This window comes from Halomonas shantousis, from assembly GCF_054654615.1.
In genome coordinates, this window is sequence record NZ_BAAIER010000002.1 from 2,560,387 (window position 1) to 2,574,420 (window position 14,034).

12 protein-coding genes are annotated in these 14,034 nt (G+C 63.1%); 10 read left to right on the forward strand and 2 right to left on the reverse strand.

Annotated features, from left to right (window positions below; translation table 11 throughout):
- Window positions 1-77: 77 nt before the first annotated feature.
- Window positions 78-1,538: an Asp-tRNA(Asn)/Glu-tRNA(Gln) amidotransferase subunit GatA gene (gatA, locus tag ACYQ12_RS12340; RefSeq protein ID WP_459872112.1), complete on the forward strand. Its 1,461-nt coding sequence runs from the start codon at window positions 78-80 to the stop codon at window positions 1,536-1,538.
- On the forward strand, window positions 1,538-2,989 hold the full coding sequence (gatB, locus tag ACYQ12_RS12345) for an Asp-tRNA(Asn)/Glu-tRNA(Gln) amidotransferase subunit GatB (RefSeq protein ID WP_459874515.1): 1,452 nt from the start codon (window positions 1,538-1,540) through the stop codon (window positions 2,987-2,989). Before gatA ends, gatB begins: the two co-directional genes overlap by 1 nt.
- Window positions 2,990-3,088: 99 nt before the next feature.
- Here gatB and ACYQ12_RS12350 read toward each other — a convergent pair whose 3' ends face one another.
- Entirely contained in the window at window positions 3,089-4,735 is a 1,647-nt protein-coding gene (locus tag ACYQ12_RS12350) for a bifunctional protein-serine/threonine kinase/phosphatase (protein ID WP_459874516.1), read from the reverse strand.
- Window positions 4,736-5,021: 286 nt separating this feature from the next.
- On the opposite strand from ACYQ12_RS12350, the gene ppa reads away from it, so the two are divergent.
- Window positions 5,022-5,552, forward strand: a complete 531-nt coding sequence (gene ppa / locus ACYQ12_RS12355; RefSeq protein WP_459872115.1) for an inorganic diphosphatase — start codon at window positions 5,022-5,024, stop codon at window positions 5,550-5,552.
- A 100-nt stretch (window positions 5,553-5,652) separates the two neighbouring features.
- Here the strand turns inward: ppa and ACYQ12_RS12360 are convergent, their stop codons facing one another.
- Window positions 5,653-6,909, reverse strand: coding sequence for a DUF2333 family protein (locus ACYQ12_RS12360; protein WP_459872117.1), 1,257 nt, complete (start codon window positions 6,907-6,909; stop codon window positions 5,653-5,655).
- A gap of 252 nt (window positions 6,910-7,161) precedes the next feature.
- Here ACYQ12_RS12360 and dsbD point away from each other — a divergent pair, with 252 nt between their 5' ends.
- The 7 genes from dsbD to fis all read left to right on the forward strand — a co-directional run bounded on the left by dsbD (window position 7,162) and on the right by fis (window position 13,989).
- Window positions 7,162-9,066: a protein-disulfide reductase DsbD gene (gene dsbD / locus ACYQ12_RS12365; RefSeq protein ID WP_459872120.1), complete on the forward strand. Its 1,905-nt coding sequence runs from the start codon at window positions 7,162-7,164 to the stop codon at window positions 9,064-9,066.
- Between the two features lie 209 nt (window positions 9,067-9,275).
- Window positions 9,276-9,713 carry a type II 3-dehydroquinate dehydratase gene (aroQ, locus tag ACYQ12_RS12370; RefSeq protein ID WP_459872123.1) on the forward strand — a complete coding sequence of 146 codons (438 nt, stop codon included), beginning with the start codon at window positions 9,276-9,278 and terminating at the stop codon, window positions 9,711-9,713.
- 52 nt (window positions 9,714-9,765) lie between these two features.
- Window positions 9,766-10,239, forward strand: coding sequence for an acetyl-CoA carboxylase biotin carboxyl carrier protein (accB, locus tag ACYQ12_RS12375; RefSeq protein WP_459872125.1), 474 nt, complete (start codon window positions 9,766-9,768; stop codon window positions 10,237-10,239).
- Window positions 10,240-10,266: 27 nt separating this feature from the next.
- A complete protein-coding gene (gene accC / locus ACYQ12_RS12380; RefSeq protein WP_459872127.1) occupies window positions 10,267-11,607 on the forward strand; it encodes an acetyl-CoA carboxylase biotin carboxylase subunit in 1,341 nt (446 codons plus the stop codon).
- A 74-nt stretch (window positions 11,608-11,681) separates the two neighbouring features.
- Window positions 11,682-12,590, forward strand: a complete 909-nt coding sequence (prmA, locus tag ACYQ12_RS12385) for a 50S ribosomal protein L11 methyltransferase (RefSeq protein ID WP_459872130.1) — start codon at window positions 11,682-11,684, stop codon at window positions 12,588-12,590.
- 71 nt (window positions 12,591-12,661) lie between these two features.
- Window positions 12,662-13,693, forward strand: coding sequence for a tRNA dihydrouridine synthase DusB (dusB, locus tag ACYQ12_RS12390; protein WP_459872132.1), 1,032 nt, complete (start codon window positions 12,662-12,664; stop codon window positions 13,691-13,693).
- Window positions 13,690-13,989, forward strand: coding sequence for a DNA-binding transcriptional regulator Fis (gene fis / locus ACYQ12_RS12395; RefSeq protein WP_459872134.1), 300 nt, complete (start codon window positions 13,690-13,692; stop codon window positions 13,987-13,989). Before dusB ends, fis begins: the two co-directional genes overlap by 4 nt.
- Window positions 13,990-14,034 lie beyond the last annotated feature (45 nt).

Sequence of the window (14,034 nt, forward strand, 5' to 3'; positions counted from 1 at the left end):
GATATCCGTCAACTCATACTGAGGCCCTCCCCCAAGGGAGCCGCATTAGGCAATACGACTCAGGAGCGACATCCTCCATGCATGACAAGACTCTCACGGAACTCGCCGCGGGGCTTGCCGCCGGTGATTTTACCAGCCGTGAGCTGACCGAGGCGCTGCTGTCACGCATCGAGCGTCTCGATGGCGAACTCAACAGTTTCATCACCGTGACCGCAGAGCAGGCGCTCAAGGCCGCCGATGCGGCTGACGCCGTACGCGGTGCGGGCCGTGCCGGCCCTCTGACCGGTCTGCCGCTGGCGTTGAAGGATATCTTCTGCACCCAGGGTGTGCGGACCAGCTGCGGCTCGAAAATGCTCGACAGCTTCGTCTCGCCCTACGATGCCACGGTGGTTGAAAAACTTGCCGCGGCGGGTACCGTTACCCTGGGCAAGACCAACATGGACGAGTTCGCCATGGGCTCCTCCAACGAGAACAGCCACTACGGCCCGGTGAAGAATCCGTGGGATCTGTCCGCCGTTCCCGGCGGTTCCTCGGGCGGTAGCGCCGCCGCCGTGGCCGCGGGCCTCGTACCGGCGGCCCTGGGCACCGACACTGGCGGCTCGATCCGTCAACCGGCGGCTTTCTGCGGCATCACCGGACTCAAGCCGACCTATGGCCGCGTTTCGCGCTACGGCATGGTGGCCTACGCTTCCAGCCTCGACCAGGGCGGTCCCATGGCGCGCAGCGCGCAGGACTGCGCGCTGTTGCTGGGCGCCATCGCCGGGCACGACCTGCGTGACTCCACTAGCGTGGCACGTGTGGTTCCGGACTATCTGAGCGAACTCGACACCCCGTTGTCGGGCCTCAAGATCGGCCTGCCCAAGGAGTATTTCGGCGACGGCCTGGAATCGGGCGTGGAAAGCGCCATCCGCGAGGCCATCAAGGTCTACGAATCGCTGGGTGCCACGATCTGCGAGGTCAGCCTGCCGCATACTCACCTGGCGATTCCGGCCTACTATGTCATCGCGCCAGCGGAAGCGTCCTCCAATCTGTCACGCTACGACGGCGTGCGTTTCGGTTACCGCTGCGACAATCCCGCCGATCTCGAGGATCTCTACAAGCGCACCCGTGCAGAAGGCTTCGGCGAGGAAGTCAAGCGGCGCATTCTGATCGGCACCCATACCCTTTCCGAAGGGTTCTACGATGCCTACTATCGCAAGGCTCAACAGGTCCGTCGCCTGATCCGCCAGGACTTCCTCGATGCCTTCGAGGAGTGCGACGTGCTGATGGGGCCGGCCGCGCCCACGCCGGCCTTCGATCTGGGAGCCAACAAGGACCCGGTACAGATGTACCTGCAGGATATCTATACCATTGCCATCAACCTGGCCGGCATTCCCGGCATCAGCGTGCCCGCCGGCTTCGTCGGCAAACGCCCTGTCGGCCTGCAGATTCTCGGGCCGCACTTCGCCGAGAGCCGCCTGCTCAACGCTGCCCATCAATTCCAGCAGGTTACCGACTGGCACCGCCAGCAGCCGGCGTTCGCCAAGGAGACAGCATGATGCAATGGGAAACCGTGATCGGGCTCGAGGTTCACGTCCAGCTCGCGACCCAGTCGAAGATCTTTTCCGGCGCTTCCACCGCCTTCGGTGCCGAGCCCAACACCCAGGCCTGCGCCGTCGATCTGGGGCTGCCCGGCGTGCTACCGGTGCTCAACGAGGGCGCCGTGGCGATGGCGGTGAAGTTCGGACTGGCCATTGATGCCGCAATTCCCGAAACCAGTCTCTTCGAGCGCAAGAACTACTTCTATCCCGACCTGCCCAAGGGCTATCAGACCAGCCAGATGGCGCAGCCCATCATTGGGCCGGGCAACGTCGAGATCACGCTCGATGACGGCACCCTCAAGACCGTGCGCATCCATCACGCGCATCTTGAGGAGGATGCCGGCAAGTCCCTGCACGAAGACTATCACGGCATGACCGGTATCGATCTCAACCGTGCCGGCACGCCTTTGCTGGAAATCGTCTCCGAACCGGACATGCGCTCCGCCAAGGAGGCCGTGGCCTATATCCGTGCCTTGCACGCCATCGTCACCTATCTGGGCATCAGTGATGGCAATATGGCCGAGGGCTCGATGCGCTGCGACGTCAACGTCTCGGTCCGCCCCCAGGGGCAGGAAACGCTGGGCACTCGTGCCGAGATCAAGAACGTCAACTCCTTCCGTTTCGTCGAGAAGGCGATCGCCTTCGAGGTCGAGCGTCAGATCGAGCTGATCGAGGATGGCGGTCAAGTGCTGCAGGAGACGCGCCTGTACGACCCGGAGCTCGATGAGACGCGCAGCATGCGCACCAAGGAGGAAGCCAACGATTACCGTTACTTCCCCTGCCCCGACCTGCTGCCGGTGATGCTCGACCAGGCGTATATCGATCATCAGCGCGACAGCCTGCCGGAGCTGCCTACCGAGAAGCGTCGGCGTTTCGAGGAGGAACTGGGACTGTCGGCCTATGATGCCAGCGTACTGTCCGCCACACGCCCCATGGCCGAGTATTTCGAGGCCGTCAAGGACGTATGCGGCGATGCCAAGCTGGCGGCCAACTGGGTCCAGGGCGAACTCGCCGCTCACCTGAACCGCGAGAATCTCGACATCACCGACAGCCCCGTCACGGCGCAACAGCTCGGTGAGCTCGTCGCCCGGATCATCGATGACACCATCAATGGCAAGGCGGCCAAGCAGGTCTTTGCGGCGCTATGGGCAGGCGAAGGCGACTCCGCCGATGCCATCATCGAAGCTCGCGGACTCAAGCAGGTGACCGACACCGGCGCCATCGAGGCGATGATCGATCAGGTGATTGCCGACAGCCCGGTCCAGGTCGCACAGTACCGCGAAGCGGATCCGGAAAAGCGCGGCAAGATGATCGGCTATTTCGTCGGCCAGATCATGAAAGCCTCGCGTGGCACTGCCAACCCCCAGCAGGTCAATGCCCTGCTCAAGCAGAAGCTCGACGCTCTGTAAGCCGCTTCCCGGGCACCTTGGGGTGTCCGGGAAGTCCGGTTGCCTGGCGTCTGGAGCGCAGGGCAGGATCGCTGCCCACCTCTCGGCTGTACGCTTTCGCTATTTCAGCAGCCACGACAGCACCAGCAACAGCAGCAGAATGCCGGCGATGCCCTGCCAGAAATTCGCCGGTTCCCTGAGCGCGGTGCGTGGCGACTCTTCCTCGCCACGCGTCCTGTAGGGCCGCAATGCATAGACGAATTCCGACAGCCGCCGGAAACGCAGTGCACGCTGAGGATCCAGCGCCCGACGTAGCGCATCGTCGAGCTCCGGGCTGATCTCGGGATTGTAGAAACGCGCCTGGCGATAGGTCATGCGCTCGAGGTCGGTGTGGCTGCGCAGCTGGTCCGGTGTCAATTCATAGGGCAGATGATCGGTCAGCAGCCAGTAGATGGTGGAGGCCAGCGAATATTGATCGCTGCGCCGGCTCACGTTGGTGTCCAGGGCATACTCGGGGGCATTGTGCACGGTCAACCCCACCTGGCGGGCCAACTCGCGGGCCGCCGCATGGCCGTCTCCCTCGCGCAGATGGCAGGTGCTGAAATCGATCAGCACCAATTGGCCATGCCGGTCGATCAACATGTTGTTGGGATGAATGCCCTGGTGAAGAATGTCACGCCGATGCAACGCCTGCACGGCCTTGCACAGCTGCCTGGCGATATCCAGCCGTTGCTCGAGGCTCGCCTGCGGATGGCGCCGCAGCCAGTCGGTCAGCGACTCCCCCTCGATATAAGCCATCAAGTAGTACTGATGGCGGCGCGGCCGGGAAGGTTCGACCACACGCGCCACGAAGGGCGAATTGACCCGCCCCACCACCCACTGCTGCAACGCGAAGTGCTCCAGATAAGCATTGCGTAGCGACAGCTCGGGACTCGGCGCCTTCATGACCATTTCCCTGCCGCTCTTGACGTCACGCACGCAGTAGACGCGCGCCTTGGCGGTGCGGGACAGCACGCTCATCACCTCCAGTCCATCGAGCCGATCGCCGGGCGCCAGCTCCGCCGGGATAGGCAAGTCGCTGTAGAGCCGTGTCGGATGGTCGGGTTCCTCCTCGGGCAGCCGATCGACCCGTACCAGCTGGAAACAGAACTGATCGGCACCGTACCCCCGCTCCACGGCACGCGTCCTGGCCGCTTGGGCGAGGCGCTCGCAGGCAGCGTCCAGATCACTGACGTCGGAGCGGATCAGTTGCACGTAATCCGAAGGCATCAGCGTGCCGCGTACGGCCCGGGTGGTGAACAGGAACAGATCGCCCTGCTTGAGCGGCTGCCTCACATAATCGATGTCGAGACTGCCATCCAGCCCCAGCGCCCGGGAGGGGTAGCGATAGCCGCCGAGATCGGTGACGTGATCCCGCGTCAGCTGCTCGAACTCCGCCCCACGCAGCCGGAATACCAGCGTGTCGCCCATATGGAAGAGATGCGCCTCGCGACCACGAAACACCACCGCCGACAACGAGCAGATGTAACTGCCGCCCTCGATGTAGCCGCTCTGGCTGTAGCACCACCCATTCAGCGCAAGCAACACCCGCGTGGCCGAGGTCTTCACGTCCCAGTGATCGGGCGTGGAATAGTAATCGGCGAGGAAGCCGCGCACGCTCAGATCGCCAGCCTGCTTGGCAATGGCATTGCGCCAGGTAGAGTCGCTGATCAGCGCACAGCCGCCCTTGGCGGAGAGCTGAGCGTCCTGGGGAATCTGGACCGACATGGAGCTGCGATGACGACGCCTTTCCGGCGCCACGAACGCCTGACCGTAGCTCAGGGATAACGCACTTCCTGCCAATGAATCGTCTCCTTTGTCGCCCATCGACGACCGTCACTTCTGCTGTCGTCCGGCTAGCCGGGAATACTCGGTCGCCATCCGCTACCCTACCAAGCAGGAATCATGCCCGACACACGCCCTTCGCCGGGTTGGTAATCGCCGGGCGCTGTTCGTATAATTCGGCAGATTTTCTCTCGCAGGCCTTCAACCCGCAAACAGCAAGGACTCGAACATGAGTTTCGACAAGATCCCCGCCGGAAAGGAACTCCCCAACGACGTGTACGTGGTGATCGAAATCCCCGCCAATCACGCCCCGATCAAGTACGAGATCGACAAGGACATGGATACGCTGGTTGTTGACCGCTTCATGGCCACGCCGATGTTCTATCCGGCCAATTACGGCTTCATTAACCACACGCTGGCCGACGATGGCGATCCGCTCGACGCGCTGGTCGTGACCCCTTATCCGGTGCAGGCTGGCAGCGTGATTCGTGCACGCCCCGTCGGTGTGCTCAACATGACCGATGAGGCGGGAGGAGACGCCAAGTTGATCTGCGTCCCCCACCCCAAGCTCTCGGCGCTCTACGACGACGTGCAGGAAATCACCGATCTGCCGGAGCTGCTGCGCCAGCAGATCGCTCACTTCTTCGAGAACTACAAGGATCTCGAGAAAGGCAAGTGGGTCAAGGTCGAGTCCTGGGAAGATGCCGATGCCGCGCGCAAGGCCATCGAGAAAGCCGTCGCCGCCTACGACAAGCAGTAGCCCCCAGCACGAACACGGCAGCCCTGCCGCGTTTCACAACCGCCCCCGGCTTCCCGAGGGCGGTTTTTTGTTGCGCCAAGCTTCATCGTTACGCTAGCGCTCAGGAGGCATTTAACTGCTGGCGCAGCTGTTGGACCAATGACGTCGCGCGCAGCGTGTAGTTGGCCATCATCAGCGAATGATTGGCGAAGAAGCCGAATCCCGAGCCATTGAGCACGACCGGGCTCCACAAGCGCGCCTGCGAGGCCTCCAGCACGGCCAGCAGTTGGGACATGGTATTGCGCGACTCCTGCGAGAGCACCTCGGCAAAATCCTGCTGCACGGCCTTCAACAGATGGATCAGGGCCCAGGTATTGCCGCGCGCCTCATAGAAGACGTTGTCGATTTCGAACCAGGAATTACTCGCATCGGCCATGGCCTGCAGTTCGGCATCCCGTCCACGCCCATCACTCACGTTGGCTGCCAGTTGCCGGGTCTGCATTTCCAGCTGCCTCTCGACCTCGTCCAGCCATGCCACCAGCCCCTCGGAGCCGTTATTGAATGTCGCATGAGCGCCACCTTCCGCACGCAACTGGTGCAGGTAGATCTCCAGCGACTCCGCCGCTTCGCCGTAGCGCTCTTCTGCGGAGGGAAACAGCCAGCGCTCACTGTCGGCACTCAGCGCCTCGCGTGCCTCGTCCACGATCGAAGTCCCTTCGGCAAGGTGGTCGCCGAGGACGGCGGTCGTCAGACGTACCTGCGAAAGCACCCCGTATTCCCAACTGGGCATATTGTCGAGCCATAGCCCCGGTGGCATGACATCGTTACGCAGATACCCCCCCGGCTTGTCGAGCAGGGTGGAAATGAGCGTGATCGTGGTGGCCACCGTGGCCTCGCCCGGCACGACGGGTACACTGCGCTGTTCCGCCAGGGCCTTGGCCGGATTGAGGCTCTCGCTGGCGATTTCCCGCTGCAGATCGTTGGCGCCCTCCGGTGCTACCTGTGCAACGCCACGCTGTACCGCCAGTGCCGGCGCCGGATCGACGAGCTGTGATGCATCCGCGCCCGGCATGGCCAGCGCCTCGGCAGGATCGACCTCCGGCGGCACGTCCGGGTTCGCCGTGAAATTCACCGCTTCATCCTGCACGGCCAGTGCCGGTGCCGGGTCGACCGCCTTGAGAGGCATGCCCCGCTGCTCGGCAATCGCACCGTCCACATCGAACTCATCAGGCGTTCGGCTCCACCAGATGCCGAGCACGAGACAGACCAGCAAGTAGATGACCAACAGCGCAACCAGAGGCTTCCATATCCACCCGTATTCCGGTGTTTCCAGTACCTGGGCGTTCCGGCTGCGATCCCCTTTGCGAAAGAGCGCCATATATCGACATCCTTGACTTGTGAGGGTTGGGCTAGCGATTCCCTTATCCTATCATGCGTCGTCGCCAACGCTTCCCGATAGTGCCTTGAATAAGGTCTTGAATAGCGCCTTGAGAAGAGATGTCTCGCACAAGTATCTTTCCTGCGCGATGGCTGATGGGCCGCGTCATGCCTCAAAGGCCATTACAGGAACTTACATTCCGCGCTATTGTCGCACTTCGAGTTGCCGTGTTACCAAGGATACCGTCATCCCATGTTTCGCCTCATCTTCCTGCTGCTTGCCTGCCTCTCGCTGCTCTTCGGTCAGGCAAGCGCTGGAGAGCTGTTCTCCGACAGCAGTAACCGCAACCTTTTCGGCGACGCCTCCCGCGAGCAGTTCCTCCCCGTCAACCAAGCCTTTCAGGCCAGCACCTGGCGTGATGAATCACGCGTCTATGTCGGCTTCCGCAATGCCGAGGGCTACTATCTCTACCGTCATCAGTTCGCGCTGGAGAGCCGTGACGACGGAGTAAAGCTGGGCGATATCTCGCTGCCCCCGGGTGAATTCAAGCAGGACGAATTTCTGGGCGAGGTGCACGTCTTCTACGGTCAGGTCGTGCTCAGCGCCCCCATCGACAACTCTCGGGCCGCTTCGGTGCACGACACGCCCATCCCCATCCGTGTGACCTTTCAGGGGTGTGCCGATGCCGGGCTCTGCTACCCCCCCGAGCATCTCCAATTGACCGCGCTGCCAGGATCTCCCCCTGCCGATTTCGCCAACGCTCGTCCCGTCGGGGCCGAGACGTCCGCAGGCACTGTCGAATCTCGGGCCCCCATGGCCAGTCCCGCCTCGTCGGCATCACCGAAGCAGCTGCCGCTGAGCGAGGATGGCCGCTTTCGCAGCCTGCTCGACACTGGCCATCTTCCCGTCATGCTGGGCCTGTTCTTTCTGGCCGGGCTGGGGCTGACCTTCACCCCCTGCGTGCTGCCGATGATTCCCATTCTGTCGTCGATCATCGTCGGGCAACGCGCCTCGCGCCGCCGCGCCTTCATGCTGTCAGCCAGCTACGTCGCCGGCATGTCGGTCACCTATGCCCTGGTGGGAATATTGATGGGCCTGTTCGGCGCCGGGCTCAATCTGCAGGCCCGTCTGCAGTCGCCCTGGATACTGATCCCCTTCGCCCTGCTCTTCGTGGCGTTCGCTCTGGCCATGTTCGGCGCTTTCAACCTGCGCCTGCCTGCCCGGCTGGCCACCCGTGTCGATGGCTGGCAGGCTCGCCTGCAACGCAGCGGCCCCTTGGGGCTGGCTGCCGCCGGCGCCCTATCGGTGCTGGTAGTCTCCCCCTGCGTGTCGGCGCCTCTGGCAGGTGCACTGATGTTCATCTCGACCACCGGTCAGGCCGGTGTCGGTGCCGGTGCCCTGTTCGTGATGGCCCTGGGCATGGGGGTGCCCCTGATGCTGGTCGGCACCCTCGGCTCCACTCTGCTGCCGCATGCGGGCGCCTGGATGAATGGCGTCAAGAGCGCTTTCGGCGTGTTGCTGCTGGCTGTCGCCATCTGGCTTGTCGAGCGACTGCTGCCGGGGCCATCGGTGCTGCTGTTATGGGGAGCGCTTGCCATCGGCACGGCACTCGCCCTGGGCGCGCTGACGCTCCATCCCCCCCAGGGCTGGCCGAGGGTCCGCCAGGCCGGGGGCATCATGCTGCTGATCTGGGGCATCGCGCTGGTGTGGGGAGCGGCCCACGGCGCGCACGATCCACTGCGTCCGTTGGCGGGAGTGGCCACTTCCAGCCACACCGCAACACCCACCAAGCCCGCTTTCACCGCCGTCACCACGAGCGCGGAACTGGATGCACAGCTGGCGCTCGCCGGCGAACGACCGGTATTCGTCGATGTCAGTGCCGACTGGTGCATCTCGTGCAAACTCATGGAACGTGACGTCTTCCCGGCGCCGGAAGTCGCCGACCGGCTGGACAGCTTCGTGCTCATCCGCGCCGACGTGACCGACAACACTCCCGACTCGCGCGCCCTGCTGGCACGTTTCGGCCTGTTCGGCCCCCCCAGCCTGCTCTTCTTCCACCGGGGAAAGGAACTCGAAAGCGCCCGCATCCAGGGAGAGATTCAGCGTGAGGCGCTGGCAAAACACCTTGATCAAGTGCTGAACACGTTCGACACTTGAAAACATCGTTTTAAAAATCAAACGTCGTCGAACGGTCGTTTAAACTGCATTTCTTGATAGCGATCCCCGGTGAGCTGGACAGCACCAGCGTTTTTCGGCACACTCCGCCGACCTGCCCAAACGGGCACTTCGTGGCGCCACCGGACGGGATCCTCTCATACGGCAGTCCCCCGTTGGACAGATTGACAGTATTCAGCGTAAGGATGCCTATGGCCCGACTGCTTGTACTCAACGGTCCCAATCTGAACCTGCTCGGCACGCGCGAACCCGAAATCTATGGTGTTACCACGCTCGAGGACATTCGCCTGAGGCTGACCCAGCGCGCCCTCGAGACCGGTCATCAACTCGACTGGCTGCAATCCAATGCCGAGCATGTCCTGATCGAGCGCGTCCATGCCGCCCGTCAGGATGGTACCGATTTCATCCTGCTCAACCCGGCCGCCTTCACGCATACCAGCGTCGCGTTGCGCGATGCCCTGACCGGCGTGGCCATTCCCTTCATCGAGCTGCATCTTTCCAATGTGCATGCCCGCGAGCCTTTCCGGAAACACTCCTATTTTTCCGATGTGGCCAAGGGGGTCATCGCCGGCTTCGGCGCCGACAGTTACGAACTTGCCCTGGAGGCGGCGTTGCGCCAGCTGTCCTAGCCTGGCTGCGCCACCTGCCGTTTCACTTCACACACCCGATCGAGACAGTCTCATGGATATCCGCAAGGTCAAAAAGCTGATTGAACTGTTGGAAGAATCCAACATTAGCGAAATCGAAATTCAGGAAGGCGAGGAATCGGTTCGCATCAGTCGACATCCGCAGGGCTTTGCCGGGCAACAACAACCCATGATGCACATGCAGATGATGCCGCAGGGCATGCCCCAGGCGTCGGCCGCCGCTCCGGCCTCCGCCGCGCCTGCAGCCACCGAGACGGCACCTTCCCAGCCGGCGGGCCATCCCGTCACCTCGCCGATGGTAGGCACTTTCTATCGCTCGCCGGCGCCAGGCTCCAAGCCCTTCGTCGAACTGGGCCAGAGCGTCAAGAAAGGCGACACCATCTGCATCGTCGAAGCCATGAAGATGATGAACCAGATCGAGGCCGACCAGGACGGTGTCATCGAAGCCATCCTGGTCGAGGATGGCGAGCCGGTAGAATTCGACCAGCCGATGCTCATCATCTCCTGACACCCTTAGACACTGGCGGACACCCACATGTTGGACAAGGTACTTATCGCCAACCGCGGCGAGATTGCGCTACGCATCCTGCGAGCCTGCAAGGAGCTGGACATCAAGACCGTGGCGGTACACTCCAAGGCCGATCGCGAGCTGATGCACGTGCGCCTGGCAGATGAAGCCGTCTGCATCGGCCCGGCATCCTCCGCGCAATCCTATCTCAACATCCCGGCGCTGATCAGTGCCGCCGAGGTCACCGACTCGACCGCCATTCATCCCGGCTACGGCTTTCTTTCCGAGAACGCCAACTTTGCCGAGCAAGTCGAGCGTTCGGGCTTCGTCTTCATCGGGCCACGCCCGGAAACCATTCGCCTGATGGGCGACAAGGTCAGCGCCATCGAGGCCATGAAGGCGGCGGGTGTTCCTACCGTGCCGGGCTCCGACGGCCCATTGTCCGAGGACGAGGCACAGGTGCTGAGCACGGCCAAGCGTATCGGCTACCCGGTGATCATCAAGGCCGCTGCCGGCGGTGGCGGGCGCGGCATGCGTGTCGTGCATAGCGAAGCCCACCTGCTCTCTTCCGTCAGCGTGACCCAGACCGAAGCCAATGCGGCCTTCGGCGACGGCACGGTCTACATGGAGAAGTTTCTCGAGAATCCGCGCCACGTCGAGGTACAGGTGCTCGCCGACGGCCAGGGCAACGCCGTGCATCTCTTCGATCGCGACTGCTCGCTGCAGCGTCGCCACCAGAAGGTACTGGAAGAGGCACCGGCCCCCCATCTCGATCAACAGGCGCGCGCTCAGGTACTCAAGGCGTGTACCGACGCCTGCATCGAGATCGGTTATCGGGGCGCCGGCACCTTCGAGTTCCTCTATGAAGACGGCCAGTTCTTCTTCATCGAAATGAATACCCGCGTGCAGGTCGAGCATCCGGTTACCGAAATGGTCACCGGTGTCGATATCGTCCGCGAACAGCTGCGCATCGCCTCGGGTCTGCCGCTGTCGGTCTCGCAGGAGGACATTCAGCTCAAGGGCCACGCCTTCGAGTGTCGCATCAACGCCGAGGACGCCCGCACTTTCATGCCCTCCCCCGGCAAGATCAGCCTCTACCATGCCCCCGGTGGCCTGGGCGTGCGCATGGATTCGCATCTCTATACCGGCTATACCGTGCCGCCGCACTACGATTCGCTGATCGGCAAGCTGATCACTTGGGGCGCCGATCGCGACACCGCGCTGACGCGCATGCGCAACGCCCTCGATGAGCTATTGGTGGAAGGCATCAAGACCAATATCGATCTGCAGAAGGATCTGGTGCGCGACACGGCCTTCCAGCATGGTGGGGTCAACATCCATTATCTGGAGAAGAAGCTGGGCCTCTGATACGGGGTCTTCCGCTCTCTGAGCAATCGACGGGGTGGCCGACGCCACCCCGCCTGCTTTTCGAGGCAATCATCATGACCTGGCTACAACTCAAGGCTCGCATCGCGCCGGAACATGCCGACACGCTCGAGGAGCTGCTGCTGGCCGAAGGGGCCAGCGCCATCACCCTGCAGGACGCCCATGACGAGCCGGTCTTCGAGCCCGAGCGTGGCACCACGCCACTCTGGCCGGAGACGATATTGACCGGCCTGTACGATGATCTCGAGGGCATCGAGGCCATGCTCGAGCGCGTGCGCCTGGCCTGGTCCAGCGAGCTTCCGGACGAGCCTTGTCCGGACATCGAATATGAGCTGCTGGCCGATCGCGATTGGGAACGCGAGTGGATGGATGGCTTCGCGCCGCTGAAGATGGGAGAGCGGCTGTGGATCGTGCCCAGCTGGCACGAGGCGCCGGCACCCGATGCCGTCAATCTGCTGCTCGATCCCGGGCTGGCCTTCGGCACCGGCACCCACCCGACCACGGCGCTATGCTTGCAATGGCTCGACGGGCTCGATCTGGAAGGACACCGCGTCCTGGATTTCGGTTGCGGCTCCGGCATACTGGCCATTGCCGCCCTGAAACTCGGCGCGGCACATGCCGTCGGTACGGACATCGATCCCCAGGCGCTTCAGGCCAGCCGCGACAATGCCGAGCGCAACGCGATCGATGAAGCGGATTTCACGCTGTGCTATCCGGAGCAGCTGCAGCAGGCCAGTTACGATGTGGTGATCGCCAATATTCTTGCGGGGCCGTTGGTCGAACTTGCCGCCACCATCGCCGGCAGCGTGGCGCCGGGCGGTCAGTTGAGCCTGTCGGGCATCCTTGCGCACCAGGCTGACGAAGTGCTCGACACCTATCGCCAGTTCGGGCTGCACATGCAGGACCCGGCAGAGCAGGATGGATGGGTCAGACTGAGCGGCTATCGCCCCATGACAGCCGATTGAGCCTTCAAGAAAGGCGTCGCGGCCGGTATCATATGCCCCCCTTGGAGCCAGAGCCGCCAGCCGCGATGCTCATGACCACGACACCCAGCACGACATTATCCTCGCTTCCCCGCATCGGGCCGCATGAGCTGCCCAACCGGGTGATTCTCGCCCCCATGGCCGGGGTGACGGATCGCCCGTTCCGGCAATTGTGCCGTGAGCTGGGGGCCGGGCTGGTGGTTTCGGAGATGGTGACCGCCGATAGTCGGCTATGGCATACGCGCAAGTCCCGTTCGCGGCTCGATCACCGTGGCGAACCCGGCCCTCGCGCCGTCCAGATTGCCGGAGGCGACCCGCAGATGCTGGCCGAGGCGGCACGCCTCAACGCCGACCACGGCGCAGAGATCATCGATATCAACATGGGCTGCCCGGCCAAGAAGGTATGCAACAAGGCCGCCGGATCGGCCTTGTTGCGTGACGAGCGGCTCGTGGGCGAGATTCTCGAGGCCGTGGTCGGCGCGGTCGACATCCCCGTGACGCTGAAGATCCGCACCGGCTGGTGCGAGAACAGCCGCAATGGCGTGCGCGTGGCACGTCTGGCGGAGACCTGCGGCATTCAGGCGCTGGCCGTTCATGGCCGTACGCGCGAGCAGCGCTACAACGGTGTCGCCGAGTACGACACCATCGCGGCTATCAAGCAAGCCGTGACGATACCGGTATTCGCCAACGGCGATATCACGGATGCGTCCAAGGCGGCGGCGGTCCTCGACTATACTGGAGCGGATGCCGTGATGGTGGGGCGTGGCGCCCAGGGCAACCCCTGGATCTTTCGCGAGATCGAGCATTACCTGCGCACGGGCGACATATTGCCACGTCCAGCCGATGCCGAAGTGGCCGATATAATGTATCGCCATCTGGAAGCATTGCATGAATTTTACGGCGCCCATATGGGCGTGCGCATCGCGCGCAAGCATATCGGCTGGTACCTGGCCACCCGCGAGGATGACAGGGCGCTCAAAGCGCATTTCAATGCCCTTGAGGAACCCGCCGCTCAATACCGCTTCGTGGACGAACTGTTTCGCCACTCCCGGGGACTGGCAACGGACGGAATCAGTGCAGCATGACTAGCAGGCAATCCTTCACCATCGATCAGGACCCGCTCGATGTCGCGGCACACGCCCTGCCTCCCCGGCAGCAGACGCTGCGCGAGTCGGTCGAGCAGGCCATGCAGCGTTACTTCGCCCACCTCGACGGTGAGACCGTAACCGACCTTTATGCCATGGTGCTGGCCGAGGTCGAGGCCCCGCTGCTGGTCGAAGTCATGCGTTATGCCGACGGCAATCAGACGCGAGCCGCCGAAATGCTGGGGCTCAACCGCGGCACGCTGCGCAAGAAACTCAAGCAGTACGCTCTCATCTGAATCGATATCTGCACGGGGGAGGCTAGCGGCCTCCCCCGCCACGTT

What these genes read in the sequence shown, in the direction of transcription:
- gatA (WP_459872112.1), top strand. Translation starts at nt 78, where the DNA reads ATGCATGACAAGACTCTCACGGAACTCGCCGCGGGGCTTGCCGCCGGT.
- gatB (WP_459874515.1), top strand. Translation starts at nt 1,538, where the DNA reads ATGCAATGGGAAACCGTGATCGGGCTCGAGGTTCACGTCCAGCTCGCG.
- ACYQ12_RS12350 (WP_459874516.1), bottom strand. Translation starts at nt 4,735, where the DNA reads ATGTCGGTCCAGATTCCCCAGGACGCTCAGCTCTCCGCCAAGGGCGGC.
- ppa (WP_459872115.1), top strand. Translation starts at nt 5,022, where the DNA reads ATGAGTTTCGACAAGATCCCCGCCGGAAAGGAACTCCCCAACGACGTG.
- ACYQ12_RS12360 (WP_459872117.1), bottom strand. Translation starts at nt 6,909, where the DNA reads ATGGCGCTCTTTCGCAAAGGGGATCGCAGCCGGAACGCCCAGGTACTG.
- dsbD (WP_459872120.1), top strand. Translation starts at nt 7,162, where the DNA reads ATGTTTCGCCTCATCTTCCTGCTGCTTGCCTGCCTCTCGCTGCTCTTC.
- aroQ (WP_459872123.1), top strand. Translation starts at nt 9,276, where the DNA reads ATGGCCCGACTGCTTGTACTCAACGGTCCCAATCTGAACCTGCTCGGC.
- accB (WP_459872125.1), top strand. Translation starts at nt 9,766, where the DNA reads ATGGATATCCGCAAGGTCAAAAAGCTGATTGAACTGTTGGAAGAATCC.
- accC (WP_459872127.1), top strand. Translation starts at nt 10,267, where the DNA reads ATGTTGGACAAGGTACTTATCGCCAACCGCGGCGAGATTGCGCTACGC.
- prmA (WP_459872130.1), top strand. Translation starts at nt 11,682, where the DNA reads ATGACCTGGCTACAACTCAAGGCTCGCATCGCGCCGGAACATGCCGAC.
- dusB (WP_459872132.1), top strand. Translation starts at nt 12,662, where the DNA reads ATGACCACGACACCCAGCACGACATTATCCTCGCTTCCCCGCATCGGG.
- fis (WP_459872134.1), top strand. Translation starts at nt 13,690, where the DNA reads ATGACTAGCAGGCAATCCTTCACCATCGATCAGGACCCGCTCGATGTC.